Annotated in this window: 24 protein-coding genes; 15 read left to right on the forward strand and 9 right to left on the reverse strand. The window is 70.1% G+C overall.

The genetic code is table 11. The features are described from left to right. Positions 1 to 397: 397 nt before the first annotated feature. Positions 398 to 1,909 (reverse strand): winged helix-turn-helix domain-containing protein, encoded by a 1,512-nt coding sequence (locus OHA68_RS20665; protein WP_327109083.1) that lies wholly within the window; start codon positions 1,907 to 1,909, stop codon positions 398 to 400. Positions 1,910 to 2,251: 342 nt separating this feature from the next. Beyond that, positions 2,252 to 2,512: an HGxxPAAW family protein gene (locus tag OHA68_RS20670; protein WP_327109084.1), complete on the reverse strand. Its 261-nt coding sequence runs from the start codon at positions 2,510 to 2,512 to the stop codon at positions 2,252 to 2,254. A gap of 226 nt (positions 2,513 to 2,738) precedes the next feature. Here OHA68_RS20670 and secA point away from each other — a divergent pair, with 226 nt between their 5' ends. Next, positions 2,739 to 5,528, forward strand: a complete 2,790-nt coding sequence (gene secA, locus OHA68_RS20675) for a preprotein translocase subunit SecA (protein WP_327109085.1) — start codon at positions 2,739 to 2,741, stop codon at positions 5,526 to 5,528. Positions 5,529 to 5,610: 82 nt separating this feature from the next. On the opposite strand, the gene OHA68_RS20680 is transcribed toward secA, so the two are convergent. From OHA68_RS20680 to OHA68_RS20695, 4 genes are all read right to left on the reverse strand, one after another. Continuing rightward, positions 5,611 to 6,045: an Rv3235 family protein gene (locus OHA68_RS20680; protein ID WP_327109086.1), complete on the reverse strand. Its 435-nt coding sequence runs from the start codon at positions 6,043 to 6,045 to the stop codon at positions 5,611 to 5,613. Between the two features lie 353 nt (positions 6,046 to 6,398). Beyond that, complete coding sequence (locus OHA68_RS20685) at positions 6,399 to 7,679, reverse strand: PTS transporter subunit EIIC (protein ID WP_327109087.1); 1,281 nt, start codon at positions 7,677 to 7,679, stop codon at positions 6,399 to 6,401. 176 nt (positions 7,680 to 7,855) lie between these two features. After that, positions 7,856 to 9,178, reverse strand: a complete 1,323-nt coding sequence (locus OHA68_RS20690; RefSeq protein ID WP_225276973.1) for a PTS transporter subunit EIIC — start codon at positions 9,176 to 9,178, stop codon at positions 7,856 to 7,858. Positions 9,179 to 9,202: 24 nt separating this feature from the next. Next, positions 9,203 to 9,943: a GntR family transcriptional regulator gene (locus OHA68_RS20695; protein WP_189138793.1), complete on the reverse strand. Its 741-nt coding sequence runs from the start codon at positions 9,941 to 9,943 to the stop codon at positions 9,203 to 9,205. A 132-nt stretch (positions 9,944 to 10,075) separates the two neighbouring features. On the opposite strand from OHA68_RS20695, the gene OHA68_RS20700 reads away from it, so the two are divergent. The 6 genes from OHA68_RS20700 to nagZ all read left to right on the forward strand — a co-directional run bounded on the left by OHA68_RS20700 (position 10,076) and on the right by nagZ (position 15,159). After that, positions 10,076 to 11,098: an SIS domain-containing protein gene (locus OHA68_RS20700; protein ID WP_327109534.1), complete on the forward strand. Its 1,023-nt coding sequence runs from the start codon at positions 10,076 to 10,078 to the stop codon at positions 11,096 to 11,098. A 50-nt stretch (positions 11,099 to 11,148) separates the two neighbouring features. Further along, positions 11,149 to 11,385, forward strand: coding sequence for a glucose PTS transporter subunit EIIB (locus tag OHA68_RS20705; protein WP_189138791.1), 237 nt, complete (start codon positions 11,149 to 11,151; stop codon positions 11,383 to 11,385). Positions 11,386 to 11,396: 11 nt separating this feature from the next. Next, entirely contained in the window at positions 11,397 to 11,843 is a 447-nt protein-coding gene (locus OHA68_RS20710) for a PTS sugar transporter subunit IIA (protein WP_327109088.1), read from the forward strand. 57 nt (positions 11,844 to 11,900) lie between these two features. Continuing rightward, complete coding sequence (locus OHA68_RS20715; RefSeq protein ID WP_189138789.1) at positions 11,901 to 12,161, forward strand: HPr family phosphocarrier protein; 261 nt, start codon at positions 11,901 to 11,903, stop codon at positions 12,159 to 12,161. Further along, positions 12,158 to 13,837, forward strand: coding sequence for a phosphoenolpyruvate--protein phosphotransferase (gene ptsP / locus OHA68_RS20720; RefSeq protein WP_327109089.1), 1,680 nt, complete (start codon positions 12,158 to 12,160; stop codon positions 13,835 to 13,837). Before OHA68_RS20715 ends, ptsP begins: the two co-directional genes overlap by 4 nt. A gap of 65 nt (positions 13,838 to 13,902) precedes the next feature. Continuing rightward, complete coding sequence (nagZ, locus tag OHA68_RS20725; protein WP_327109090.1) at positions 13,903 to 15,159, forward strand: beta-N-acetylhexosaminidase; 1,257 nt, start codon at positions 13,903 to 13,905, stop codon at positions 15,157 to 15,159. Here nagZ and OHA68_RS20730 read toward each other — a convergent pair. Further along, on the reverse strand, positions 15,156 to 15,950 hold the full coding sequence (locus OHA68_RS20730; RefSeq protein WP_327109091.1) for a F0F1 ATP synthase subunit A: 795 nt from the start codon (positions 15,948 to 15,950) through the stop codon (positions 15,156 to 15,158). The genes nagZ and OHA68_RS20730 overlap by 4 nt on opposite strands. Positions 15,951 to 16,090: 140 nt before the next feature. Here OHA68_RS20730 and OHA68_RS20735 point away from each other — a divergent pair, with 140 nt between their 5' ends. From OHA68_RS20735 to OHA68_RS20750, 4 genes are all read left to right on the forward strand, one after another. Beyond that, the gene (locus OHA68_RS20735) at positions 16,091 to 16,735 is read left to right on the forward strand and encodes an HAD family hydrolase (RefSeq protein ID WP_327109092.1); all 645 of its coding nucleotides are present in this window, start codon (positions 16,091 to 16,093) and stop codon (positions 16,733 to 16,735) included. A 31-nt stretch (positions 16,736 to 16,766) separates the two neighbouring features. Then, positions 16,767 to 17,267 carry a DUF6912 family protein gene (locus OHA68_RS20740; RefSeq protein ID WP_327109093.1) on the forward strand — a complete coding sequence of 167 codons (501 nt, stop codon included), beginning with the start codon at positions 16,767 to 16,769 and terminating at the stop codon, positions 17,265 to 17,267. A gap of 30 nt (positions 17,268 to 17,297) precedes the next feature. Beyond that, complete coding sequence (locus OHA68_RS20745; RefSeq protein ID WP_327109094.1) at positions 17,298 to 17,924, forward strand: HAD family hydrolase; 627 nt, start codon at positions 17,298 to 17,300, stop codon at positions 17,922 to 17,924. Between the two features lie 69 nt (positions 17,925 to 17,993). Next, positions 17,994 to 18,713: an HAD family hydrolase gene (locus OHA68_RS20750; protein ID WP_327109535.1), complete on the forward strand. Its 720-nt coding sequence runs from the start codon at positions 17,994 to 17,996 to the stop codon at positions 18,711 to 18,713. Positions 18,714 to 18,906: 193 nt separating this feature from the next. Here the strand turns inward: OHA68_RS20750 and OHA68_RS20755 are convergent, their stop codons facing one another. Beyond that, entirely contained in the window at positions 18,907 to 19,668 is a 762-nt protein-coding gene (locus OHA68_RS20755) for a TetR/AcrR family transcriptional regulator (protein WP_327109095.1), read from the reverse strand. A 15-nt stretch (positions 19,669 to 19,683) separates the two neighbouring features. On the opposite strand from OHA68_RS20755, the gene OHA68_RS20760 reads away from it, so the two are divergent. After that, the gene (locus OHA68_RS20760) at positions 19,684 to 20,277 is read left to right on the forward strand and encodes a nuclear transport factor 2 family protein (RefSeq protein WP_327109096.1); all 594 of its coding nucleotides are present in this window, start codon (positions 19,684 to 19,686) and stop codon (positions 20,275 to 20,277) included. Between the two features lie 13 nt (positions 20,278 to 20,290). Here OHA68_RS20760 and OHA68_RS20765 read toward each other — a convergent pair whose 3' ends face one another. Further along, on the reverse strand, positions 20,291 to 21,880 hold the full coding sequence (locus OHA68_RS20765; protein WP_327109097.1) for a penicillin-binding transpeptidase domain-containing protein: 1,590 nt from the start codon (positions 21,878 to 21,880) through the stop codon (positions 20,291 to 20,293). Between the two features lie 108 nt (positions 21,881 to 21,988). Between OHA68_RS20765 and OHA68_RS20770 the strand changes: the two genes are divergently transcribed. Genes OHA68_RS20770 through OHA68_RS20780 form a run of 3 tightly spaced genes read left to right on the forward strand, consistent with a single transcriptional unit; the run spans position 21,989 to position 25,855 of the window. Continuing rightward, positions 21,989 to 22,906: a LysR family transcriptional regulator gene (locus tag OHA68_RS20770; RefSeq protein ID WP_327109098.1), complete on the forward strand. Its 918-nt coding sequence runs from the start codon at positions 21,989 to 21,991 to the stop codon at positions 22,904 to 22,906. Further along, positions 22,903 to 23,835: a serine hydrolase gene (locus OHA68_RS20775; protein ID WP_327109099.1), complete on the forward strand. Its 933-nt coding sequence runs from the start codon at positions 22,903 to 22,905 to the stop codon at positions 23,833 to 23,835. Before OHA68_RS20770 ends, OHA68_RS20775 begins: the two co-directional genes overlap by 4 nt. Before the next feature lie 58 nt (positions 23,836 to 23,893). Beyond that, a complete protein-coding gene (locus tag OHA68_RS20780; protein WP_327109100.1) occupies positions 23,894 to 25,855 on the forward strand; it encodes an acetoacetate--CoA ligase in 1,962 nt (653 codons plus the stop codon). The last annotated feature ends 3 nt before the right edge of the window (positions 25,856 to 25,858 follow it).

Below are 25,858 nucleotides of genomic sequence, written 5' to 3' on the forward strand. Positions count from 1 at the left end.
CTCCGGCGAGCGGTGGCCCGCGAGTGGCGGTACCGCCCCCCAACGAGCCGCGGCAGCGGTTTCCAGTGAGGGCCGGCAACGCTCTCCCGCGAGTGGCGGCAGGGGTCTCCAGCGAGGGCGGCACAGCTCCCCAGTGTGCGTGGGCACGGGTCCCCGGCGAGCGGCTGCACCGCCCTCCAGCGAGTGGCGGCACGCGAGTGGCTGCACCGCCCCCAGCGAGTGGCTGCACCGCCCCCAGCGAGTGGCGGTACCGCCCCCAACGAGCGGCGGCACGCGAGTGGCGGTACGGGTTTTTAACGAGCGGCGGCGGCACGCGTCTCAGGTGCCGGGGTCACCTTCCGCTGAGGCCGCCCTTTGCCCTGCGGCCTCGGTGGCAAGGGTCTTGGGCCGCTCGGGGTTAAGCGGGCGGCTCGCTCAGGAGTTTCGCCAGCTCCGGTGGGTCGGTGCGGTCGACTCGGACCGAGTCGCAGCCCACCCACTCGGCGGCGCTCCACAGCGCGTCGCGCAGGGCGTCCACCCATTTGGTGCTGGTTAATCCTGGTTCGAGGCTGAGCTGTCTGGCCACCAGGGTGGTGCCTTCGCGGGCGGGGTCGATGCGGCCGATCAGGCGGCCACCGGCCAGCACGGGCATGGTGAAGTAGCCGTGCACTCGCTTGTGCTTGGGGACGTACAGCTCAAGCTGGTAGTTGAAGCCGAAGATGCGCTCGGTGCGACCGCGGTGCCAGATCAGCGAGTCGAACGGCGAGATGAGTGTGGTGCGGTGGCGGCCGCGAGGCTCCGACTCCAGGGCGGCGGGGTCGGCCCACGCGTTGGCGGGACCCGCGCCGAGGGACCCCGAGCCGGACCTGGCCCTGCCGGACCCTGCCACGCTGGCGCTCGCCGTGCCGGGATCGTCCGAGCCGGACCCTGTCATGCCGGGCCTCACCGTGCTGGAGCTCGCTGTGCCGGACCCTGTCATGCCGGGTCTCACCGTGCTGGGGCTCGCTGTGCCGGGCTCTGTGGTGCCGGGCGTTGTCGTGCTGAGGGTCGCTGAGCTGGGATCCACTGAGCTGGGATCCGCTGTGCTGGGGCTCGCCGTGTTGAGGTCTGCTGCGCTGGGTGTCGCTGTGCTGATCAGGGCTGGTTCTACGCCGGTGGGCGTGGATGTGCGGCGGGGGTTGGGCCAGCCTGAGACTCGGACGGGGACCAGGCCGGCGGCGCCGCTGAGGAGGGCCTCGTCGAGGAGGGCCGTGAAGCGGCCCTGGAGGCGGAGGAAGTCGATCAGGTCGGATCTCGTGGCCACGCCCAGGGAACGGCCTGCGATGGCCGCCAGCCGTGCGACGCACTCCTCGTCAGTGAGGTCCTGGGCCAGGAGGTCGGCGGGGACCACGCGCTCGGCCAGGTCGTAGGTCCGGCGCCAGCCGACGCGGCGGGAGCAGACCACTTCGCCGATGTCCAGCAGCCACTCCAACCCGATCTTGGAGTCCGACCAGTCCCACCACGGGCCGCCGTTCTTGGCGCCGCCCACGTCCGAGGTGGTGAGCGGGCCGGAGTCGCGGACCTGCTGCAGCAGCTTGTCGACGTTGTCGGGCACCTTGTGCCAGCGCTGGCGGCGCTCGCGGTAGGCGCGCCGCCTGAACTCGTAGAGGGGCCAGTGCTCGATGGGCAGGATGCAGGCTGCGTGGCACCAGTATTCGAAGCTCTGGGCGGGGGAGTCCCAGTAGGCGCGCTCGATGGTCGGCCTGCCCACCGCGCCGAGGCGGGCGTAGGCGACCAGCTCGTGCGAGCGGGCGAGCACCGAGATCGTGTCGAGCTGCACCGCGCCCAATCTGCGGAGCATCGTGGGCACGCCGCCCCGGCGCGCGTCCGCGCCGACGAATCCCTGGGCGCGCAGAATGACCCTGCGCGCCTCGTCGGCTGTCAGATCCATCTGGGATTCCGTACGGCGAAGCATGCCGGAATGCTAACGGCGCCCACCGACAAGAACAGATCCCCGCCGGTCAGAACGGGTGCCAGGAGGGGGCGCATGCTCGCGGGCCAAGGCGGACGCCCGCAGGCCAGGGGGGATGTCCGCGGGCCAAGGCGGATGCCGGGAGGGGCCCGATGCCCGCAGGCCAACGAGGATGTTCGCCGGCCAGGACGAGGGCCGGGAAAGGCTGCGTGCTCGTGGGCCGAGGCGGGTGCCTGTCGGCTCAGGGTGGTGGGGAAGGGTGGTGCTGGACCGGGGGTCGGGGCATTGTGGGGGATGCCCCGACCTGGGGCGTCGGTCGGGTCAGCGGTGGTCTTCTGCGCGCATGCCCACGCGGGGCGCGTCGATGACGACGTCTGTGAAGATGTCGAAGACCAGGGCGAGAATCGCTCCCACCACGAAGACACCGACGCCGATCCAGACGATGGTCCAGTTGGCGGCGGTGAGCCCGAAGCCGCCGATGACGGTCCCGACCAGCATCACCGTCACCGCGAGCCACGAAGACGCGCGGCCGCCGTGGCTGCCGAGATGCTCAGTTTGTTCCGTCTTCTGACCCTCAACCATGTCAAATCCCTTCCTTCGCCGGACATCCCGCTAATCAGTGCGAGCCAGCTGTCAACCGGCATAACCTCTGCCTTTAGTCATTCTCCCAGACGCGTCCCACGCCCTTGTCGTCACGGTGGCTGTGTCTGGCTGCAGAACCGCCTACGATGGCATGCGGGGAAGTTTTGTCTCGGCCTCTCCTCCTGGCGGCGCCGCCGGGGTAGACCTGCGAGGAGCTTTACATAAAGTGGCAGCCATTCTCGACAAGATCCTACGTGCCGGCGAGGGCAAGATCCTGCGCAAGCTCAAGCGGATCGCAGACCAGGTCAACTCCATCGAGGACGACTTCACGAGCCTGTCCGACGCGGAGTTGCGCGCCATGACGGACGAATTCAAGCAGCGTGTGGCCGATGGTGAGTCGCTCGACGATCTGCTTCCCGAGGCGTTCGCGACCGTGCGCGAGGCGGCCCGCCGCGTGCTCGGCCAGCGGCCCTACGACGTGCAGATCATGGGCGGCGCCAATCTTCACCTCGGCAACATCTCGGAGATGAAGACCGGTGAGGGCAAGACCCTGACCTGTGTGCTCCCGGCATATCTCAACGCGATGTCCGGCAAGGGCGTGCACGTCATCACCGTCAACGACTACCTGGTCAAGGTAGGCGCCGAGAACATGGGCCGCATCTACCGCTTCCTCGGCCTCGAGGTCGGCATGATCCTGTCGGGCCAGCAGCCCGACGAGCGCCGCAAGCAGTACGAAGCGGACGTCACCTACGGCACCAACAACGAGTTCGGCTTCGACTACCTTCGCGACAACATGGCCTGGACGCTCGACGAGTGCGTGCAGCGCGGCCACAACTTCGCGATCGTCGACGAGGTCGACTCCATCCTCATCGACGAGGCCCGCACGCCGCTGATCATCTCCGGCCCGGGTGAGCAGTCCGGGAAGTGGTACCAAGAGTTCGCCAAGATCGTCCCTCGCCTCCGCAGGGGCGTCGAGGCGAAGAACCCTGGCGAGGAGAGCACCGGCGACTACATCGTCGACGAGAAGAAGCGCATCGTCGGCATCCTGGAGACCGGGGTCGAGAAGGTCGAGGACTGGCTCGGCATCGACAACCTCTACAAGCCCGAGCACACCCACCTGGTCGGCTTCCTGAACAACGCTCTGAAGGCCAAGGAGCTGTTCAAGAAGGACAAGGACTACATCGTCACCGACGGCGAAGTCCTCATCGTCGACGAGTTCACCGGCCGCATCCTGCACGGCCGGCGCTACAACGAGGGCATGCACCAGGCCATCGAGGCCAAAGAGGGCGTGAAGATCAAGGACGAGAACCAAACTCTCGCCACGATCACCCTGCAGAACTACTTCCGCCTCTACGAGAAGCTGTCCGGCATGACCGGCACGGCCGTCACCGAGGCCGCCGAGTTCCAGCAGACGTACAAGCTCGGTGTGGTGCCCATCCCGACCAACCGGCCGATGGTCCGCAAGGACCAGCCCGACGTCGTGTACAAGACGGAGGACGCCAAGTTCAACGCGGTCGTCGACGACATCAAGCAGCGTCACGAGCTCGGCCAGCCCGTCCTCGTCGGCACCACCTCGGTGGAGAAGTCGGAGCGGCTGTCCAAGGCGCTCAAGCGCCGGGGCGTCCCGCACGAGGTGCTCAACGCGAAGAACAACGCGCGTGAGGCCTCGATCGTCGCCGAGGCCGGCCGCAAGGGCGCTGTCACCGTCGCCACCAACATGGCCGGTCGTGGCACCGACATCATGCTGGGCGGCAACGTCGAGTTCCGCGCCGACCACGAGCTGCGCCAGCGCGGCCTGGACCCGCTCGAGACTCCGGAGGAGTACGAGAAGGCCTGGCCCGAGGCGCTGGAGAAGGCCAAGGCCGCGGTCAAGAACGAGCACGACGAGGTCACCGAGATCGGCGGCCTGTACGTCCTCGGCACCGAGCGCCACGAGTCGCGCCGCATCGACAACCAGCTCCGCGGCCGCTCCGGCCGTCAGGGCGACCCCGGCGAGTCGCGTTTCTACCTCTCGCTCGGCGACGACCTGATGCGCCTGTTCAACTCGGCCAGGGTCGAGATGATCATGACCCGGCTGAGCATCCCGGACGACCAGCCCATCGAGTCGGGCATCGTCTCCAAGGCCATCGCCTCCGCCCAGCACCAGGTCGAGGTCCAGAACTTCGAGATCCGCAAGGAAGTTCTGAAGTACGACGAGGTGATGAACCGCCAGCGCAAGGTGATCTACGCCGAGCGCCTGCGCGTGCTGGAGGGCGCCGACCTGCACGAGCAGGTGCGCGGCTTCGTCGGTGACGTCATCGTCGGCTACGTCGCGGGCGCCACCGCCGAGGGCTTCGCCGAGGAGTGGGACCTGGAGAAGCTGTGGAAGGCCTTCTCCGGGCTCTACCCGATCACGCTCCGGCTCGAGGACCTCATCGAGGAGGCCGGCGGTCGCGAGGAGCTCACCGCCGACCTCATCACCGAGCGGGTCAAGCAGGACGCGCTGGAGGCCTACGCCAGGCGTGAGGAGGAGTGGGGCGCGGAGGCGACCCGCGACCTGGAGCGCCGGGTCATCCTGTCGGTCCTCGACCGTAAGTGGCGCGAGCACCTCTACGAGATGGACTATCTGCGCGAGGGCATCGGCATGCGGGCCTACGCGCAGAAGGACCCGCAGATCGAATACCAGCGTGAGGGCTTCGAGATGTTCGCCGCGATGCTCGAGGGCATCAAGGAGGACTCGGTCGGCTACCTGTTCAACCTCGAGGTCGAGGTGCAGCAGAATCCGATCGTCGAAGAGGCGGAGGATCCGATGATGTCGGAGACCCGCTCCATCATCGCCCGCGGTCTGCGCGGCCCCGAGCGTCCGGCCGAGCTCGAATACACCGCGCCGGGTGAGCAGGGCGACGTCGAGCACACCAGGGTCGCCAACTCGGCCCAGCGTGCCGCCTACGGCAACGTCGAGCGCAACGCGCCGTGCCCCTGTGGCTCGGGCAAGAAGTACAAGCGCTGCCACGGCGACCCGAAGAACGCCGTCTGATCGCACGCGTCGCGGCCCCCGCTCCGGTTGGCGCGGGGGCCGTTCGCGTGCTGCTGGGAGCCACGGCACGGCCGAGGGGCGGTCAGGCCGTCTCGAAGTCCGTACAGAGCCATTGGACCCCGCGTCGTTCGAGGCGGATCGCCAGCACGTGGCTGCGGGGATCGCCGTGCACCAGCAGGCACATCTCGATGGCCCCGTCGCGGGGTTGCTTGATGTGCGGGGCCCCGGCGAAGGGTGGCCGGCGACTGTCGATCATCCGGCCGGCTTTCACCAGCTCCCGGTAGGCCCGCTCGGTGAGCCGGTCGGCGACGGTCTCCGGCGGCCGCCTGCCGGCCAGCACCTCGGCCAGCGCCTGCCCGAGGTGGCGCAGCTTGCGTTCGTCGGGCATGGCCCCCGGTGGCCCCCACGTCAGGGGCCGAGAATCCAGCGCCAGTGATCCGTCGATGTCGTTCTCCGCCCTGTCGTACGGCGAGGCGGGGGCGCGGTTGAGACCGAGGCGGGAAAGCGACGATGACATGGGGGGTCCTCCAGATGTCACGACGAATGAGCGATCAGTACAAGGAGTTTCCGGACCGGGCCCCAGATACGTCGGCCGCCAACTTCCGCCGGTGGCCGCCCTGATTTGCGGCTCCTGGCGTAGAAGATCACTGAGAGTTGGAGTGGACCGGACCACGTCCCGCGCCGTTTCCGGGCGGAGATCGTTCGCGCAGGTCACCGCCCTTAATTGTTTGGGGCTGACACAAACGCGGTCAGTGGTCAGGTCTCCTGGGGGTCGGGTGCGGGGCCGGGCGTGGTCAGGTCTTCTGGGGGTCGGTTGCGGGGCCGGGCGTGGTCAGGTCTCCTAGAGGGCGCGTTCACAGCTGGGAGCGGTCAGGTTTCCTGGGGGTCGCGTTCGCGGCCGGGGGTGGGCAGGTCGAGGCGGCGGATCAGGAAGGAGAAGATGGCGTAGTACAGCACCGCGTAGATCAGCCCGGTGATGATGATCAGGTCCAGGCGGTGCGTGTTGGACTTGCCCGCGTTGATGAGCAGGTCGATGGCGCCGCCGGAGAAGGTGAAGCCGAGGCGGGCGCCGAGCTCGGCCATGAGGGCCATCGACACGCCCGTGAGGACCGCGTGCACGGCGAACAGCGCCGGGGCGACGAAGATGAACGCGAACTCCAGCGGCTCGGTGATGCCGGTGACGAACGAGGTGAGCCCGGCCGACAGCATGATGCCGCCGACCGCCGCGCGGCGGCCGGGCGGGGCGGCACGCCACATGGCGACGGCGGCCCCGAGCAGGCCGAACATCATGACGGGGAAGAAGCCGGTCATGAAGATGCCGGCGCCCTGCTCTCCGGCGAAGTAGCAGTTCAGGTCCCCGGCGGCGTTCCTGATGGCCTCGTCCACGCCGGCGCGGCACTCGGGGAGGGTGAACCAGACGATGGTGTTGAGCACGTGGTGCAGGCCGAGGGGGATGAGCAGCCGATTGGCCACCCCGTAGATGCCCGCGCCCACGGTGCCGTGGACCGACAGCCAGTCGCCCGCGATGGCGAGCCAGTCGGCGACGGGCCGCCACAGCAGCCCGAACAGGACGCCGAGCAGCAGCGCGGCGACGGCGGCGATGATGGGGACGAAGCGGCGGCCACCGAAGAAGGCCAGCCAGGAGGGCAGCTTGATGCGGTAGAAGCGCTCCCACAGCACGGCGGCCGTGATCCCGATGATGATGCCGCCGAGGACGCCGGTGGGGTTCTGGGCGCCCAGGTCGAGGGTGGCGGCCTGGGCGCCGTCCCGAACGGTGACGACGGCCACCCGGTCGTAGACGGCCCCGCCGCCCGCCTCGAAGAACAGGGTCTTGGAGACGCGGTCGAAGACGAGGTAGCCGGTCAGGGCGGCCAGGGCGGTGGAGCCGTCGGCCTTGCGGGCGAAGCCGATCGCGACGCCGATGGCGAACAGGACCGGCAGGTTGTCGAAGAGGGTGCCACCCGCCGCGGCCAGCACCTGGGCGACCGGCAGCAGCCACGGCCAGGCGCCGCCGAGCCCGTCCGCGCCGAGCATGTCCGGCTGGCCGAAGCGGAACAGCAGCCCGGCCGCGGGCAGAACGGCGATGGGCATCATGAGCGAGCGGCCGACGCGCTGCAACACCGCGAAGGCCGAGGCGCCCTTGCCGGTCATGAAACCCCCCGCAGCTCACGGGGGTCGGTCGGGTTCCTACCACGGCCCGGGCGACGGAAAACGGCCCTAGGGCCCCGCGGCTTGCTGAAGTGGACGATGGGTCAGGGCCAAGGGAAGGGCTGGGGTACGGGCTAGGGGTCAGGGCCAAGGGCAGGGGCTGGGGCTGGGGGGACGGGTTAGGGGTCGCGGGGTTCGCCGGAGTCGACGTCGGCTTCGGGCTCGCGGCCGGGGGTCATGATGTTCATTCTGCGGATCAGGAAGCTGAACACCACGTAGTAGACGACCGCGTAGACCAGGCCGATGAGCAGGATGCCGGGTAAGTTCTGGGTGTTCGATTTGCCGGCGTTGAGCAGCATGTCGAGCAGGCCCGCGGAGAAGCCGAAGCCGAGCTGGCCGCCGATCAGCGTGGTGAGCGCCATCGCCAGCCCGGTGAGCACGGCGTGCACGACCAGCAGCAGGGGCGCCACGAAGATGAACGCGAACTCGATCGGCTCGGTGATGCCGGTGACGAGCGAGGCCAGCGCCGCCGACAGCATGATGCCGCCCACGGTGGCGCGCCGGTGCGCGGGAGCCGCCCGCCACATGGCCAGCGCGGCGGCCGGCAGCGCGAACATCATGATGGGGAAGAAACCGGCCATGAACTGGCCGGACACCGGGGCGCCGCCGAAGTAGCAGTTCCAGTCGCCGCCCAGCACCCGGCCGCCGACCTCGCACTGCGGCACCACGTGCCAGACGATGGAGTTGACGAAGTGGTGCAGGCCGAGGGGGATGAGCAGCCGGTTGATCAGGCCGTACAGGCCGGTGCCGAGCGGGCCGAGCGTGGTGAGGACCTCGCCCGCCTGCCCGATCCACTCGCCGAGCGTGGGCCAGATCCAGCCGATGAGCACACCGAGGACGAGCGCCGCGAAGGAGGTGACGATGGGGACGAACCGGCGCCCGCCGAAGAACGCCAGCCAGGAGGGCAGCTTGATCCGGTAGAAGCGCTGCCACAGCAGGGCGGTGACGAGTCCCATCATGATGCCGCCGAGCACCTTGGTGGGGTTCTGCATGCCGTAGTTGATGATCTCGATGATGCCCTGGGCCTGGGCCTCCTTGATGACGACCGTCTCCCGGATGGCCGAGCCGAAGAACATCACCTTGGTCACCCGGTCGAAGACCAGATAGCCGACGACGGCGGCGAGCGCCGTGGTGCCGTCGGACTTACGGGCGAAGCCGATGGCCACGCCCACGGCGAAGAGCAGGGGTAAGTTCTCGAACAGCGCGGCTCCGGCGGCGGCCAGCACCTCGGCGACCTGGTTCATCCAGGCCAGGCCGGACACGTCGGCGAGCCCGCCGGGCGCGGCGCCGTTGGAGCCGAGCATGTCGGGCTGGCCGAAGCGCAGCAGCAGCGCGGCCGCGGGGAGGGCGGCGATGGGCAGCATGAGCGAGCGGCCGAGCCGCTGGAGCACGTTCATCAGGCGTGAGAACGGCGAAGGCCGGGCGGCGGTGGTCTCGTTCACCGGGCGTTCCTCCGGGTCTGGCCCTCAACCCCGTCTTGCGGGCATTTCCAGAATGGTGCGCAACTGGTAGCGGTCGGCGCGGTAGGTGGACACGCCGAGCTCGGCGCAGACGCCACCGGAGAAGGATCTGCGCTGCAGCAGCAGCACGGCTCCGCCGCGAGGGAGTTTGAGCAGGTCGGCGTCGCTCGGGTCGGCGATGCCGCCGTCGATGGTCAGCTCGCCCGCGTCCATGACGAGCCCGTAGCGGCTCTCCAGCAGCTCGTACAGCGACCTGCCGGACAGGTTGTGCTCGGCCAGGTCGGGGGCCAGCTTGACCGGGATGTGCGCGCGTTCGATCGACAGTGGCTCACCGTCGGCGGTGCGCAGGCGCTCGATGAAGTGCACGTCCTCGCCCGGCTGGATGCCGAGCTCCTTGGCCAGGTGGGCGCTGGCGCGCATGGTCCGCCGGTCGAGGTCGCGCGAGCCGGGCGCCATGCCGCGGGCCCGCATGTCGTCGGAGAAGGAGGTGAGCTGCAGCGCCAGCTCGATCTTGGGTCTGGCGACGAAGGTGCCCTTGCCCGGCACTCGGTGCAGCCGGCCTTCGGACACTAGGTGGTCGACGGCCTGCCGCACGGTCATCCGGGACAGGGCGAAGCGCTGGCAGAGCTCACGCTCGGACGGGATGGCCGCGCCGATGCTGAGCTCGTCGCTGTCGATGAGATCGAGCAGGATCTCGCGGAGCTGGAAGTACTTGGGCACCGGGCTGTCCGGATCGATGTGCGCCACGGATCCTCCCCTCGATCTGGATTGGACGATGGGTTATGGTTCGTACTGGTCTAGTCCGGACTAGACCACATATCGCAAAACAGGGTCAAGCCCGATCGGCATACTGCAAGGGATGAGCACCAGATGACCAAGATGCGCAGCGAGATCGCCGAGCAGCCGCAGGCGCTGCGGGCCACACTGGACTCCCTGCTTCCCCGGATCGACGAGGTGCGGGCGCTGGGCCGGCAGACTCGCCAACTGCTGTTCATCGCACGCGGCACGTCCGACAACGCCGCAGTCTACGGCCGTTATCTGGTCGAGTCGCACGCCGGGCGGCTGTCCGCCCTGGCCGCGCCGTCCATCGCGACCACCTACAAGCGCAAGCTCGACCTGGACGGCGTGCTGGCCGTCGCCATTTCCCAGTCCGGACGTACCGAAGAGATCGTGGAGACGCTGGCCTGGGCGCGTGACTGCGGGGCCAGGACGGTGGGCGTCACCAACGGCGGCGCGGACAGCCCGCTCGCGCAGGTCGCGGACCTGGCGCTGTGCACGGTCGCGGGCGAGGAGAAGGCCGTCCCGGCCACCAAGACCTACACCACGCAGCTGGCCGCGCTGGCGGTCCTGGCGCTGGGGCTCGGCGCCGAGGTGGACCAGGACGACCTGCTCCGGGTGCCGGAGGCGGTGGAGAAGCTGGTCGCCGAGCCGGGCGACCTGGAGGCGGTCGTGGAGGGCCTGGCCGACAAGCACGGCGTGGTGGTGTCGGGCCGCGGGCTGGCCTTCTCCACGGCGCTGGAGACCGCGCTCAAGCTCAAGGAGGCCTGCTACCTGCACGCCATGGGCCTGTCGTACGCCGACCTGCTGCACGGCCCGATCGCCGTGGTCGACGCCGACACCCCGGCGCTGCTCGTGGCGGCGGAGAACAGCCCGACGTTGCAGGGCACGGTCGCGCTGGCCGAGCGGGTCGTCGCGGCGGGCGCGCAGGCGTTCACCATCGGCGGCGGCGACGGCCTGGCGCGGGCGGGCACGGCGGCGCTCAACGGCCCGGACCTGCCCGAGTGGGTGGCGCCGATGGGGCTCATCGTGCCCGCGCAGCTGCTCACCGAGGCGCTGGCCAGGAGGCTCGGCATCGACCCCGACGCGCCGCGCGGGCTCAACAAGGTGACCCAGACCGACTGATCACGCAGCGTCGTTTAGCCTGGTCGCAGAGCCATGACGAGGAGGGCCCGATGGCGGCCGACGTGAATGCGATCATCGCCGGACTCGGCGGTGCGGACAACATCATCGAGATCGAGCCCTGCATCACCCGCCTGCGCACGGAGGTGCGGGACGCCTCCAAGGTGGACCAGGCCGCGCTCAAGGCGGCCGGCGCGCACGGGGTGATGGCGGCCGGCAGTGTGGTGCAGGTCGTCGTGGGGCCGGAGGCGGACACGATCGCCAGCGACATCGAGGACATCATCGGCTAGAGGGCGAGACCATGACGACTGTTCTCGCCCCGGTCGAGGGGGTGGCCGTGGGTTTGGCGGCGGTGCCGGACCCCGTCTTCTCGGCAGGCATGGTGGGGCCGGGAACGGCGATCGACCCGGTACGGGGGCCGCTCACGGCCGTCGCCCCCATAGCCGGAAAAATCATGAAGCTGCATCCGCACGCGTACGTCATCGTAGGAGATGACGGCAGGGGCGTTCTGGTGCATCTGGGGATCGACACGGTGCAGCTCAAGGGGAAGGGTTTCGAGCTGCTGGCGGCCGAAGGCGACCGGGTCGGCGCCGGTCAGCCCGTCGTGGCGTGGGATCCGGCCGCGATCGAGACCGGCGGGCGATCCCCCGTCTGCCCGGTGGTCGCCCTCGACGCCGTGGCCGGGGCGGTGACCGGCGTGGCGCTGGGTACGGTGCACGCCGGTGACGAGCTCTTCCACTGGGCGTGAAACGGTATGACCGATGATCCAGCGACTGGTCTGGACCGGAACAGGAAGGGAGATTTCATGGGCGAGCGAAAGGCGACCGTGGCGGCGGAGGTGGGGCTGCACGCCCGGCCCGCGGCCACGTTCGTGCAGACTGCCATGACGGCGCCGATGGAGATCAGCGTCGCCAAGCTGGGGGGCGGTGATCCCGTCAACGGCAAGAGCATCCTGCAGATCATGGCGCTGGATGTGCGCCAGGGCGAGACCATCGTCATCAAGGCTGAGGGCGAGGGCTCCGACGAGATCCTCGAGCAGCTCGCGAGCATAGCCACGACGCCATGAACCTACGGGGGGTAGGGGTCAGCCCGGGCATCGGGCACGGACCCGCCTACATCCTGACCACTCGTGTGCCCGAACCCCCCGAGGGCGCCACATACACGGGTGAGTCGGATCAGGAGAAGGAACGCGCGGTCTCGGCCCTGGCGCAGGTGGCCGGCGAGCTGGAGTCGCGCGGAGACCGTGCGGGCGGCGAGGCCGGGGAGATCCTCAAGGCGCAGGCGCTGATGGCCGAGGACCCCGGCCTGATCGTGAAAATCAGGTCGTGCGTCGAGCAGGGGATGGCCGCCGAGCGGGCCGTCTACGAGTCGTTCGGCAAATACCGCGAGGTGCTGGCCGGACTCGGCGGCTATCTGGGCGAGCGGGCCGCCGACCTGGACGACATCAGGGACCGGGTGATCGCCGTGCTCACCGGGCAGGTGATGCCCGGTCTGCCGACCCCGGGCCCCGAGCCGTACGTGCTGGTCGCGCACGACCTCGCGCCCGCCGACACCGCGCTGCTGTCGCGGGAGACCGTGGCGGCCTTCGTCACCGAGCAGGGCGGGCCCACCAGCCACACGGCCATCATCGCCAGGGCGCTCGGCGTGCCCGCCGTGGTGGCCTGCGCGGCCGCGACCACTCTCACCGCGGGCGTGCGGGTGCTGGTCGACGGCACCTCGGGAGAGGTACGCGCCCAGCCGACGGCCTCCGACGTGGCCCAGGCCCAGAACGTTGCCTCCGCCAGGCAGGAGGCGATCGCGCAGGTCAGCGGCCCCGGCAGGACCCAGGACGGCGTCGCGGTGCCGCTGCTGGCGAACGTGGGCGGCCCCGGCGACGTCGAAGCGGCGCTGGCGGCCGGCGCCGAGGGCATCGGCCTCTACCGCACCGAGTTCCTCTATCTCGGCAGAAGGCAGCCGCCGCGCCCGGAGGAGCAGGAGGAGGCGTACCGAGCCGCGCTCGACGCCTTCCCCGGCGGCCCGGTCGTGGTGCGGACGCTGGACGCGGGGGCGGACAAGCCGCTGGCCTTCCTGCCGCCCCCGGCGCCCGAGCCGAACCCGGCGCTCGGCGAGCGTGGCGTCCGCCTGTTCCGCAGGCATCCGGAGGTGATGGAGACGCAGCTCGACGCGCTGGCCACGGCGGCCGCGGGCTCCTCCGGCCGGCTGCACGTGATGGCCGCGATGGTGGCCACGGCGGAGGAGGCCAGGTGGTTCGCCGCCGCCTGCCGGGCCGCCGACCTGCCCAGCGCGGGCGTGATGATCGAGGTGCCGGCGGCGGCGCTGCGGGCGCCGGGCCTGCTCACCGAGGTGGACTTCGTCTCGATCGGCACCAACGACCTGGCCCAGTACTGCTTCGCGGCCGACCGCGAGCTCGGCGCGCTGAGCGAGCTGCAGGACCGGTGGCAGCCCGCGCTGCTGGACCTGGTCGCCATGACCGTCTCGGCGGCGCGGGCGGCCGGCAAGCCGTGCGGCGTCTGCGGGGAGGCGGCCGCCGATCCGGCCATGGCCTGCGTGCTCGTCGGGCTCGGCGCGACCACGCTCTCGATGAGCCCGGCCATGCTGCCCGCCAGCCGGGCCGCGCTCGCCGGGCACACGATGGAGCAGTGCCGGTTCGCCGCGCAGGCCGCGCGGGAGGCGCCCACGGCGGCGCAGGCTCGCGCGGCGGCCCGTGCCCACCTTCCCGGGCTGGCGCCTCTGGGTCTGTGAAGAATTGGTCATCGAGCGGCACGGGCAGTTCGCGGCATCGATACCGTGGGGGCATGGTTGGACGGATGGGGACCACAGGCATCCTGGTGATCGCTCTCGCGGCGTGCAGCGGCGGGGGCGGGTCGGCGACCGTCGTCCCGCCCGCCCAGCCGCCCGCGTCGAGCGCCGTGCCCAGCAGCACGCCGGCGCAGGCGGACCCGGTCAAGCGGGCGCTGTCCGAGCTGAGCGTGCAGGAGAAGGTCGGCCAGCTGTTCATGCCCGTCCTGTACGGCACCGCGGCCGACAGCGTGTCAGGCGAGAACCAGGCCCGCTACGGCGCCCAGACCCCGGCCAAGGTGATCGACCGCTACCACCTCGGTGGGGTGATCCTCTTCCCGGCGAACATCAAGAGCGTCGACCAGGTCGTGAAGCTGAACAACGACATGCAGAAGGCCGCCGACCTCCCCCTGCTGATCGCCACCGACCAGGAGAACGGCCCGGTGTCGCGGATGTCCGCGCTGATGACGCCCTTCCCCGGGGCCGCGCGGATCGCGGCCACCAAGGACGTCAAGGTGTCGCGGGCCGTGGCCAGGGCCACCGGCGAGGAGCTGCGCGCCCTCGGCGTCAACCTCGACTTCGCGCCGGTCGCCGACGTCAACATCGACCCGCGCAACCCGGTCATCGGCGAGCGCGCCTTCGGTGACCGGCCGGCCGAGGTGTCCAGGATGGTCGCCGCCGCGGTCAAGGGCTTCAACGACGCCGGGGTGATCGCCACCGCCAAGCACTTCCCCGGCCACGGCGACACCCATGTCGACAGCCACACCGGGCTGCCGGTGATCGACCACACCCGGGCCCAGTGGAAGCGGCTGGACGCCCCGCCGTTCAAGGCCGCCATCGGGGCCGGCGTCGAGGCGATCATGAGCGCGCACATCGTCTTCCCCAAGCTGGATCCGTCGGGCGATCCGGCGACGCTGTCCAAGCCGATCCTGACCGGGCTGCTCCGGCAGGAGCTCGGCTTCAAGGGCGTGATCTCCACCGACGCGCTCAACATGGCCGGCGTGCGGGAGAAGTACGGCGACGGTGAGGTGGCGGTCCGCGCCGTCCTGGCCGGCGCGGACCTGCTGCTCATGCCGTACGACCTGCCGAAGGCCTACAACGCGGTGCTGGCGGCGGCGAAGTCGGGGCGGATCTCCGAGCAGCGGCTGGACCAGTCGGTGACCCGGTTGCTCAAGCTCAAGCAGGCCCGCGGCCTGCTCGCCGAGCCGCCCGTCGCCTCGGTGAAGGAGGCGGCCAAGGTGGTCCGCTCACCCGCCCACCGCAAGCTGGCCGCCAGCGTGCCCTAGTGCCCGCCGCGTAGCCCGCTGGAGATGTACATCGCCGCGAGCATGGCGAACAGGTAGGCCTGGAGAAACTGGATGAACATCTCCAACGCGGTCAGCAGGATCGTCATCAGCACGCCGAGCACCCCGACGCCGGCGCCCAGTGGGGTGAGTTTCTCGAACAGGAACCAGAAGCCGACCGAGCTGAAGAAGGCCAGGAGCATGTGGCCGGCGAACATGTTCGCGCACAGCCGGACGAAATGCGTGAACAGCGAGCTGATCAGGACCTCGGCGAGGATCAGGGGAGCGTAGAGCCCGTAAGCCCAGCCGGGCAGGCCCGGCAGGTGGATGATTCCCCTGAGGTAGCCGAGCAGGCCGTGGTGCCTGACGCCCAGATAGATCTTGATCACGTACACGCTGATCGCTATCACGGCGGGGAAGGTGATGTACGCGGCGAGGGGGAGTTGGATGAGTGGGATGACGCCCATCAGGTTCCAGACCAGCACGGTCAGGAAGACACTGAACAGCAGGCCCATCCATCGGTCGGTGTCCTTGCCGAGGTGCGGCCGGGCGATCTCGTCGCGGACGAACGTGTAGGCGTACTCGCCGAGGTTCTGCCAGCCGCGGGGGACGATCGTGGGGCGGGCGAAGGCGGCCCAGCACAGTGCGATGACCACGACCGAGCTGAGCAGGGCGATCAGTACGGGTTTGGTGAGCCATTCCGGCCCGCCGGCGAAGATCGGCGGGAAGTCGAACAGTTCCATCCCCGGGGCTTCGAACCGGTCGGGGGAGATGATCAGGATCGTCGCTCGCACGGCGGTCCTCTCTGGTGAGTTACCTCATGGAGGGCCACCTTAAGCAAGTGATTGGGCATTCCTTTATCGGGGGTTTGTACGGGGTCAAACCCGGCGTGCGACGCTCTACTCTGGAGCACTGGACGGATGAGGAGGCAGGCGTGGTCGAAGGTGTGCTGATCGACTGGGGTGGGGTGCTGACCACCGGGCTCTCGGACTCCATCGCAAAGTGGATCATGGCGGATCGCATCGACGGCGATCACTATCGGGAGATCATGCGCGAGCTCATCGACCGCGCCTACGGCGGCGAGGGCGAGAACATCATCCACGGGCTCGAACGCGGCGAGATCGACGGGGCCGTGTTCGAGCGGGACCTGGCGGCGCGGCTCGTGACGCTCGACGGGGTGCCGCCGGAGGCCGAAGGGCTGCTGGAGCGCATGTTCGCGGGCTTCGACCGGGTCGACGCGATGTACGACATGCTGCGCGAGGTCAGGACCAACGGGGTCAGGACCTGCCTGCTGTCCAACTCGTGGTCCAACACCTACCCCCGCGACGACTGGGACGAGATCTTCGACGCGGTGGTGATCTCCGGCGAGGTCGGCATGCGCAAGCCGGAGCCGCGCATCTTCCAGCACGCGCTCGGCCTGATCGCCCTGCCGGGCGAGTCGTGCGTGTTCATCGACGACATCGAGGCCAACATCGTGGCCGCGCGCGGGCTCGGCATCGCCGGGATCCACCACCGCGACGCGGACACGACCATCCTGGAGCTCGAGTCTCTCCTCCGACTGCCGTTGCGCCGGGCATGATAGAGCCCTCGCACGCCGTGAAAGGTTCCTGATGCGCGTCTACCTGCCCTGCACCCTGCCCGAGCTGGCCAGGGCGGTCGAGACCGGGGAGCTGGGCCCGGCCCCGCTGACCGGTTACGCGGTGACGCCCGCGCTGGTCGAGTGGTACGCCTCGGGTGACACCGAGGAGCTCGAGTACGTCGCGCTCACCGAGGCCGCCCGCGCCTCCCTGCGCATGCTGGCCGACGACCCCGCCGCGCCGCCGCGGCGCGTGGTCGTCGCCGCCGAGGTGCCGGACGGCTCGCTGCCGCACAACGGGGCGGACCTGCGGGAGAAGGCACGGGTACGGCTCACCGAGCCGATCCCGATGACCAAGGTGGCCGCGGTGCACGTCGACGACCTCCGCGCTACGGGCGACGTCAAGGCCGCGGTCGCCGCGCTGCCCGACGCCGACCAGGGGGACGACGACGCCCGCTTCACCGTCGACGGCGCCGAGGCGCACGAGCTCTTGTGGTACGCCACCCAGGAGATCCCCGACATCCTGGACTCCTGACAGGTTGGGCGGCACCGTAAACTCGGACCAATGACGAAGCACATTGTGTGGGATTGGAACGGCACGCTCTTCCACGACATCGACGCCGTGGTCGGAGCCACCAACGAGGTCTTCAAGTCGTACGAGCTGGCGCCGATGACCGCGGACGGCTTCCGCGCCGTCTACACCCGGCCCATCTGGGTGGCCTACGAGCGGATGCTCGGCCGCCCGCTGGCCGAAGGGGAGTGGGAGCTGCTCGACACCGGCTTCCACGACCACTACTTCCGGTTGGCCGGCGCGTGCGCGCTCGCGGCCGACGCCGAGCACGCGCTGTCGACGTGGTCGGGCACCCAGTCGCTCTGCTCCATGGCCCCGCACTCCCACCTGGTTCCCAAGGTCGACGCCTTCGGCATCACCCGGCACTTCACCCGGGTCGACGGGCTGCTCGGGACGACCGGCGGGGAGAAGGCCGTACACATGGCGGCGCACATCGAGTCCATCGCGGTCAGCCCCCGCGAGGTGCTGGTGATCGGCGACAGCGTCGACGACGCGGTGGCGGCGAGCCACGTCGGCGCGCGGGCGGTGCTCTACACGGGCGGCATGTCCACCAGGGCCGAGCTGGAGTCCACCGGTTTCCCGGTGGTCGACACCCTCGCCGAGGCCCTTGACCATGCCTGAATAGGCAGGGGGGAGCCCCAGGCGGGGTGATGGGCCTACGCTGGCAGAGTTGTCTGTCAGGAGGCTGCCATCAATCGCTTAGTTCTGTGGAACATCGACCTGACGCTGGTCGATGTCGCGATCGTGACCAGGGAGGCCTACGCCGAGGCGTTCCGGGTCGTGACCGGGCGTCCACTGGTCAAGCTGGTGCCGCCGATGGGCCGGCCCGACTCCGAGATCGTCTTCGAGACGCTCGCCGTCAACGGGATCGTCGCCGAGGACGACCACCTGCCCAGGTTCCTCGCGGCGCTGGCCATGGCCTTCGCCGACCGGCGTAAGCGGCTGACCCAGCAGGGGCGGGCGATGGCCGGGGCCAAGGAGGCGCTCAAGGCCGTGGCCAAGCTCGACGGCGTCACCCAGACGGTGCTGACCGGCACGATCAAGAGCAATGCGGTGCACAAGCTGCGGGCGTTCGGCCTGGATCGCTACATCGACTTCGACCTCGGCGGCTACGGCGAGGAGGTCTACCCCAAGGCGAGCCTGCTGCAGGTCGCCCAGGGCCGGGCCAAGCAGCGCCTCGGGACTCCGTTCAGCCTCGCCAACACCGTGCTGATCGGCGACTCCGCCCGTGACGTGCAGGCCGCCAGGATCGGCGGGGCCGGGATGATCGCGGTCGCCTCGGGCCGCTCGACGGCGGCCGAACTGCACGAGGCCGGCGCCGACCTGGTGCTGCCGGACCTGTCGAACGCCTCCGAGGTGGTGGCCGCGGTGTCCCGCCTCACCACACCCATGGACCGCAAGGCGGGCTGAGGCGGCGAGTCTTCCTGGTCACGGAGCCGACGAGGCCGGGAGGGAGAAGCCCTCGGGTGGCGAGCCCTCTGCGAACAGCATCCGTACCCGCGCCGCGCCTTCCGCATCTCCCGGGCAACCCGGCCTTCCGCATTTCCCGGGCCCGTCGCGGGCAACCCGGCCGCACCGCACCGCGCCGAGATGCTCGACCTGGTCAGGGCACGGGGTCTGGCACAGTGCCCGCGGGCCCTGAAGCGGTGGGTGGGTGGAGGGTGGTGATGCCGGTGAGGACGAGGTCGATGCCGGCGAGGAATTGCTCGCGGTCGTCGTGCTCGCGCATCTGGTCTGCGATGGCCCGGATGAACGGGTAGTCGTCCGGGTCGAGGTCCTGCCATGCCCTGGATGCGGTGGTGAGGAATTCGGTGCGGTCCGCCTCGGAGGCGGGGACGCCGTCGTCGCTGGAGCTCTGGGAAGTCTGGGTGGTTGCGCCGAGGATGTAGTGGACCAGCGTCGAGGTCGTGATGAACCAGTCGCCTCGCGGCACGCCCAGCGCGCGGACCGGCCGGCCGATGCCTTCGAAGATCCGCACTGTCACCGATCCCCAGGGGTTGCGGGTGAGCTGCACCGCGAGCTGGGTGGCGAGCCATGGGTGTTCGGTGACCGCCTCGAACAGGCCGAGTGCGACGGCGCGGATCTCGTCCTGGGGCGCACCGGCTTCGGTGGCTTTCGCGCGTTCGGCGGGCTGGGTGGCCAGGGCGGTGGCGACGACGGCGTCGGTCGCGGCCTCCAGCAGCTCGTCCATGTTGCCGATGTGCCAGTAGATCGCGCCGGGCCCGGTGGCCAGGCGGCCGGTCAGCGCCCGGACCGTCAGGGCGCCCTCGCCCACCGCGTCCAGCAGCTCGACAGCGGTCTCCACGATGCGCTCCCGGGTGAGCACCTGCCTGCGTCGCTGCGATTGACGTGTCCGTACGACCATGCCTGACATTCTGGCATGATCTGGAGCATCGATCCAACATGGAGTACTGTTCCATCTTTGGAGCAACGATCCATAGTGAAAGTGGCGGGCGCACCAGCCCCAAGCGCCCTGGATCCACCCCGATTTCGAAGAAAGGGAACGTCCATGCTGAGTGAAAACCCGACCCAGCCCGAGCTGAACAAGGAAGTGGTCCGCCGATTCTACGAAGCCGTTCTCCGAGTACCCGGCGGCCCGGATTTCGCAACGATCAAAGAGCTGACCGACGAGCAGGAGGTCGAGCTCAACTGGGGCCACCCCGACAGCGGCGTCCACAGAGGAGCCGCCATCGGGCCGGCGCGGCATCGGATGCACGAGCTGACCGGGTTGGACCTCTCGGCCATCAGCATTGACGAGCTCATCGCCGACGGTCCCACGCGGGTGCTGGTGGTGGCCACGAACAGCGGCACGGATGTCCACCGTAACCCGTGGAGGATGACCGTTCTCGAACTGGTCGACGTGGTGAACGGCAAGATCACCAAGAAGCGTTCGTTCTACCAGGACACCGCGCTTCTACGGGACATCTCACTCGAACGCGAGGCGGCACTCGCGCAGAAGACCGGAGAGGCCTGATCCTCGAGCGGGATCAGGACAGTTCGGTGAGGAAGCGGGCGGCGATCGGGGCGGCGACGGCGGAGCCCGCGCCGCCGCCTTCCACGACCACTGCGAAGGCCACGTCCTTTCGGTAGCCGATGAACCAGGAGTGGGCGGGCGGTTCCTTGCCGGATCCGTACTCCGCCGTGCCGGTCTTGCCCGCGCTGCCGGTGGGGAAGTGGACCGCGTGGGCGGTGCCGTCGGTGACGACGGCGGGCATGAGGTCGCGTAGTGCGGTCACCACCGCCTTCTCCAGGGGGCGCGGTCGCAGCGTGTGGTCGGGGACGATGTCCTTGGGGACGATCCTGGGCGGGCGCCAGGCGCCGTCGGCGATGGCGGCGGCGACCGAGGCCATGTTGAGCGGGCTGGCGAGCACCCGGCCCTGGCCGATGGCGGCCGAGGCGAGGTCGGTGTCGTCCTTCGGAGCCGGGAACTCGGCTCGTACGGCGGGCACTCCCGGTGCGATCACGGCGCCGAAGCCGAAGCTCTCGGCCACCTTCGCCAGTCGTTCCTTGCCCAGGTCGGACACGCTCATCGCGCCGAAGGTGGTGTTGCACGAGTGCGCGAAGGCGTCCCGGAACGGCAGCGTGCCGTAGTCCTTGAAGCCGGCGTTGTGGAAGGGGAAGCCGCCGATGTTCTGCTCGGCAGGGCAGGCGACCCGCTCGTCCGGCCGCAGCCCCTCGGCGACCAGCGCGGAGGCGGTGACGACCTTGAACGTCGAGCCGGGCGGATACTTGCCGAGCAGGGCGCGGTTGAACCCGCCCGGGTTGTTCACCACGGCCAGGATCTCGCCGGTCGAGGGCCGGACCGCGACCAACGAGGTGGGCTTGGTCATGTCGGTGACGGCGGCGGCCCCGGCCCGGTGCACCTTGAGGTCGATCGTGGTGCGCAGCGGCTCCTTGTCCGGCGTCTTGTGCAGGGTCTTGACGGTGTCGCCGCCCTCGACCAGGTCGATCTGGGCGCGGGCGTACGCGCCGAACCGGTCCGGGTAGGTCTGCTTCATCCCCTCGACGAGCTGCTGCACCGAGCCGGGGGCGTCCGGGGTGTCGATCCGGCTGCCGTCGGCGGCCAGCACCGGAGTCGCCGGGCCCTTGTCCTGGATCAGCCGGATCGTCCGGCTCTTGGTGAGGTCTGGGTGGATGGCGGCCGGGGTCCAGGCGATCTTCCAGGTACGGTCCCGCTCGACGAACCTGAGCCGCCCGCCGTAGGTCCAGTCGATCGCCCCGCTGAGCACGGCCTGGAAGGAGATCTCGCCGGTGTCCGCACCGGTGGAGGCGAAGACGCCGTTCGGCACGTGCCGGGTGAAGGAGGCGCGCTCGGCCTTGAGGTTCTTGAGGAAGAGCCGGTGGGTGCGCTCGAAGTCGAGAGACGGCTCGGCGACCAGCTTCTTCATCGCGTCGTAGTCCGCGGCGGCCCACGCGCTCAGGTAGGAGTCGGCGACCTTCTCGGGTGAGCCAGTCGTCCGCAGCAGCCAGATGGTGCCGGCCGCGACGACCGTGGGCACCAGCAGCGCGGCGCAGACCAGGGGCCACCGGGGCCGTTTGCGCCGGGGAGGTCGTTCCGGCTGGAGATGCGCGTACATTGCCCCCGTTTGTGATGCCATGCGTCAGAGGACAGCAGAGCCGGACCGACGATGTCCAATACTGATATAGGGCCCACATCCATATGAATCCGGCTATAGTTGCTGGTTGTGGACCTGGTTCGGCACCTGCGTTACTTCACCGTGGTCGCGGAAGAACTGCACTTCGGCAACGCCGCGATCCGGCTCGGCATGGCCCAGCCGCCGCTCAGCCAGCGCATCAAGCGGTTGGAGGAGGAGCTCGGCGTGCGGCTGTTCGACCGCTCGTCCCGCCAGGTCAGGCTCACCGAGGCGGGCCGGCTCCTGCTCGGTGAGGCCCGGGAGATCGTGGCCCGGGTGGACCGCCTGCACGAGCTGGTCCGCCATGGCGAGGGGGCCGTCCTGAAGATCGGGGTCCCGCCTGACCTGGCCGCCGCCGTGATCGCCGGGCTGGTCGAGGGCTTTCGGGCGAGCGACCCGGAGGTACGGCTCGCCCCGGCCGAGATCTGGACGGCCGACCAGGTGAACGCGTTGACAGAGGGCGTGATCGACGTCGGGGTGGTGCGCCATCCCGTCAGCGCGCCCGGCCTGCGCTTCGGCCAGGTGCTGGTGCAGCCCCAGGGCGTGCTGCTGGCCTCCGGTGACCCGCTGGCGGGCAGCGGCGAGGTGCACCTGGCCGACCTGGCGGGGCGCGAGCTGTTGATGCCGCCGCGGGAGGGGGAGCCGGGCATGCACGCGGAGGTCCTGGCCGAGTGCCGCCGCCACGGTTACGTGCCCGCCCAGGTGCATCAGGGGGCCGGGCTGGGTCTGGTGCTGGCGGGGGTCGCGGTGGCGTTCGGGCCCAGGGTGGAGCAGCCGGGGCTGGCCTGGCGGCCGCTGCTAGGCTCGCCGCTCGTCTGCCGGGTCTCCACCGCCTGGCGGACGGCCACGGCAGCGGTGACCGGGTTCTCCGCGGTGGCCGTACGGACATTGAAGGAGCGCGCCGGGATGATGGACGAGGGAGCCGCCCCGGTGCGGCGAGTGAGCCGGAGGCCGGGGATGTTGGCATGAGCGGCCCAGATCCGAAGATCCCGGACTCGAAGGTCACGGGCCTGGCGACTCCCGGTGTGGAGGCCCCGCGTGTGGGAGGGCTGGAGCTGGAGGCGTTGTTCCGGGCGGCCGGGGTGCGCGGCCGGCTGTTCGCGGCCGACATCGACAGCGGCCGGGAGGTGGCGTACGGCGCCGACGAGCCGATGCCGACCGCGTCGATGTTCAAGGTGCCGCTGCTGGTGGAGTTCTGCAGGCAGGCCGACGCCGGGCTGCTGGACCCGCGCAGCCGGGTGACGGTGACCGCGGCCGAGCGGGTCGGCGGGCCGACGGGGATCTCCTCGATGCTCGACGACGTCACGATCTCGCTGCGCGACCTGGCGTACCTGATGATCGCGGTGAGCGACAACGCCTCGGCCGACACGCTGCTCGCCAGGATCGGCCGCGACGCGATCAACGCCATGCTGGACGGCTTCGGGCTGGCGGGCACCCGGGTGGTGCACAGCTGCCGGGAGACCAACGCGAGCATGGCCGAGGACGCCGGGCACGGCTGGCCGTTCCTCGACTCGGAGGACCTGGCGCGGCTGCGGGTGCTCGACCCGGCGCGCACCAACCGCAGCACCCCCCGCGAGCTGGCCGGCCTGCTCGGCCTGATCTGGCGGGACGAGGCCGCCTCGGCCGAGTCCTGCGCGTGGATGCGCGGCGTGCTCAACCTGCAGGTCTGGCCGCACCGGCTGGCCTCCGGCTTCCCGTACGACGACGTCGGGGTCAGCGGCAAGACCGGGACGCTGCCGACCCTGCGCAGCGAGGCGGGCGTGGTGGAGTATCCCGACGGGGGCCGCTACGCCGTGGCGGTGTCCACCCGCTCGTTCAGCAGCGCGCTCAACCAGCCGCGCGCCGACGCGGTGATCGGCACGGCCGCGCGTATGGCGGTGGACCACCTACGCAGATAACAAGTTATGTGGGTAGACGGGTATGACTTCCTCCCACCACGCCGACAGGATGGGGCACATGGTTGCTGAAGGTGCACTTCTCTGGGAACCCACTGATGAGATCGTCGCTCGCGCCAAACTGACGCGCTATATGGACTGGATCGGGCGAGCCGGGGCGGGTTACGAGGAGGTGTGGCAGTGGTCCGTCGACCGTCCGGCGGAGTTCTGGACCACGATCTGGGAATACTTCGACGTGCTCGGGGAGCGGGCCGACGGGCCCGTGATCACCGGGACGATGCCGCAGGCCGAGTGGTTCGCCGGCAGCACCATCAACTACGCGGAGAACGCGCTGCGCCGCACCGAGGGCGTCGCGGCGGTCTTCGTCTCCGAGGACGGCGCCCGCCAGGAGCTGACCTGGGCCGAGCTCCGCGAGGACGTCGCCCGCGTCCGGGCGGGCCTGGTCCGGCTCGGCGTCCAGCGCGGCGACCGGGTCGCCGGCTACCTGCCGAACATCCCGCAGGCCCTGATCGCCTTCCTGGCCACCGCCTCGCTGGGCGCCATCTGGTCGGCGGGCTCGCCCGACTTCGGCGTGCCGAGCATCATCGACCGGTTCAAGCAGATCGAGCCCAAGGTGCTGATCGCGGTCGACGGCTACCACTACAACGGCAAGAGCTACGACCGCTCGGCCGCCGTCAACGAGATCGCCGCCGGCCTGCCCACCCTCCGCGCCACCGTGTGGATCCCGTACCTGAGCGCGGTGGAGGACGGGCGGGCGCCGCAGCGGGCCGAGCCCGCCCCCGCCGACACCCGGGAGCTGCCGCACGGCGAGGTGATCGGCTGGGAGGGGCTGCGCGCGCAGAGCGCGCCGCTGGAGTTCGAGCGGGTGCCGTTCGACCACCCGCTGTGGATCCTCTATTCGAGCGGTACGACCGGGCTGCCCAAGCCCATCGTGCACGGTCACGGCGGGGTGGTGCTCGAACACCTCAAGTCGCTCTCCTTCCACCAGGACCTGGGGGAGGGGGACGTGTTCTTCTGGTACACCACCACGGGCTGGATGATGTGGAACTACCTCATCGGCGCCCTGCTGGTCGGGGCCACGCCGGTGCTGTACGACGGCTCGGCCGCCTTCCCCTCGGCCGCCGCCCTGTGGCGGATCGCGGCGTCGGAGAAGGTGACCTACTTCGGCGTCGGCGCGCCGTACATCATGGCGTCGATGAAGGCGGGGGTCGTCCCGGAAGGGCTGGACAGCCTGCGGGGGATCGGCTCGACCGGCTCGCCGCTGCCGCCGGAGGGGTTCGCCTGGGCGGCCGAGCGGCTGCCGGGGATCCCGCTCGGGTCGTTCTCCGGCGGCACCGACGTGTGCACCGGGTTCGTCGGCGCCACCGTGCTGCACCCGATCCGGGCCGGGATCATCCCGTGCCGATCGCTGGGGGCGAAGGTGGAGTCGTTCGACCCCACCGGCGAGCCGGTCGTCGGCGAGGTCGGGGAGCTGGTGCTGACCCAGCCGATGCCGTCGATGCCGGTGATGTTCTGGAACGACCCCGACGGCGAGCGCTACCGCGACAGCTACTTCGACGTCTATCCCGGCGTGTGGCGGCACGGCGACTGGATCAAGCTGAACCACGACGGCAGCTGCGTCATCTACGGCCGCTCCGACTCCACGCTCAACCGGGGCGGGGTCCGGATGGGCACCAGCGAGTTCTACCGGGTGGTCGAGCGCTTCGAGGAGGTCGCCGACAGCCTGGTGATCGACACCGGCCAGCTCGGTCAGGACGGGCAGCTGCTGCTCTTCGTGACCCTCGGCGAGGGGACCGCCCTGGACGAGCGGCTGGAGCGGGCGATCTGCTCGGCACTGCGCACGGAGCTGTCCCCCCGGCACGTGCCGAACGAGATCCGGGTCGTGCCGGGCATCCCGCGCACGCTGTCCGGCAAGAAGCTGGAGGTGCCGATCCGGCGGATCCTGCTCGGCACCCCGGTCGAGCAGGCCGCCAACCCCGACGCCATGGTCAACCCCGAGGTGCTGACCCACTTCAGACCCTGAGCG

This window comes from Nonomuraea glycinis, from assembly GCF_035920485.1.
In the GTDB taxonomy this organism is placed as follows: Bacteria; Actinomycetota; Actinomycetes; order Streptosporangiales; family Streptosporangiaceae; genus Nonomuraea; species Nonomuraea glycinis.